At 69.3% G+C, this 1,718-nt stretch carries 1 protein-coding gene; it reads left to right on the top strand.

Features of this window, described 5'->3' with window-relative positions; all coding sequences use genetic code 11:
* The first annotated feature begins 118 nt into the window (after window positions 1-118).
* Window positions 119-1,546, top strand: a complete 1,428-nt coding sequence (locus tag FCI23_RS55505; protein WP_246144950.1) for an IS1380 family transposase — start codon at window positions 119-121, stop codon at window positions 1,544-1,546.
* The last annotated feature ends 172 nt before the right edge of the window (window positions 1,547-1,718 follow it).

Here is a 1,718-nt window from a genome sequence, read left to right as displayed (position 1 = left end):
CCCTGGATATTCAGCGGAATTGGGTGATCTGACGCCCCGATAGCAGAATGGTGCCGCTGACCTGCGAGGATGCGAGTGTCTACGTCGTATCCGCTGCAAGAATCAGGGCACCAATCTGGTGAGCAAGACTACAGGGTGGGACCGTCGGCTGTCCGTGGTGGCTGACGGGAAGAGACTGATCGGGCATGCCGGTGCGGTGCTGCTGCGCCGGTGCTCGGACCGCACGGGGCTGACCGGGGCACTGGGGAAGGTGCTGCCATCCAGCACGGCGGCTGGCTGGCGGGAGCGGGCGGGCGTGCTGGTGCACCTGGCGGTCGCGATCGCGCTCGGGGCGGCGAACGTGTCGGAGGCCGAGCAGCTCCAGCTTCATCACCGGCCGTTGTTCGGGTCGGCGGCCTCGGACTCCACCGCTCGCCGCACCCTGGCCGCGCTCGACGAGGCAGTCCTGGCGAAGATTGCGAAGGCACGCGCCCGGGTCCGCAGGCACGTGTGGAATCTGCTGCATCTGCGGCCGGGCGGCTTCCCGTGGCTGACGGTGGCGGGCAAGCGACTGACCGGCTGGATCGTCATCGACCTGGACGCCACCATCATCACCTCTGCATCGAAGAAGGCCGGGGCGGCGGTCACCTTCAAAAAGACGTTCGGGTTTCATCCGCTGGCCGCGTGGTGCGCGAACACCACCGAGTCGTTGGCCATGCTGCTGCGACCCGGGAATGCCGGGGCGAACACGGTGGCCGACCACATCACGGTGCTCACTGACGCCCTCGCGCAGATCCCCGGTTCCTCAGCGGCGAAGATCCTCGTCCGGGTGGACGGGGCCGGGGCCACCCACGGCCTGCTGGAACACCTCGAAGCCCTGAACACCACGCGGCGCACGGTCCGCTACACGGTCGGCTGGAAGATCACCGACGCCGACGAGCAGGCCATCGCCCAACTGCCCGAAAGCGCCTGGGAGACCTCCCTCAAGCAGGACGGCAGCCCCCAGGACGGCTACTTCGTCGCCGAGCTGACCGGACTGAACACCCGCCAGGACTGGCCGGAGGGCATGCGGCTGATCGTGCGCCGTGTCCGCCCGTCCCGGCGGCACCTGAAGAAGCTGACCGCGTTCGAGACCAGGACCGGCTGGCGTTACTGCATCACCGCGACCAACATCCGCCACATGTGGGGCATCGCCGGCTCAGGCCACAGCCAGTTCCTGGACGTACTGCACCGCTCGCACGCCGGGGTTGAAGACCGGGTCCGCACCAACAAGGCCATGGGGCTGGACAACCTGCCCTCCGCCTCGTGGGAGGTCAACCGCGGCTGGATGCTCGCCGCGAACCTCGCCGCCGATCTCGACGCCTGGGTCAGGCTGCTGGCCCTGCACGACATCGACGGCCTGGCCGACGCAGAGCCGGACACCATGCGCTTCCGCCTCTACCACCTGCCCGCCCGCCTCGCCGACCACGCCCGCCGCCACTGGCTGCGGATCGACCCGACCTGGCCCTGGGCACAAGCATTCACCACCTGCTGGCAGCGGCTCACCGCCCTCCCGGCCGTCACCTGACCGGCCGGGCACTGCCCCGACAAGGACCAGGAAGGAGAAGACCGGCAGCACTCCGGGCCCGTGGAACCCGGCGCACCCGCGGCGTCACGCGACGGCCCACCTCGAACGGCCCGAGGACATTACGGGGCGAACCGCCGAGCAGGTCAGCGACCGAATCCCGCTGACGAATCGA

The organism is Actinacidiphila oryziradicis (assembly GCF_005047355.1).
GTDB lineage: Bacteria > Actinomycetota > Actinomycetes > Streptomycetales > Streptomycetaceae > Actinacidiphila > Actinacidiphila oryziradicis.
Note: the sequence above shows the minus strand (reverse complement) of the source record. Positions and strands in the feature narration are given on the sequence as shown.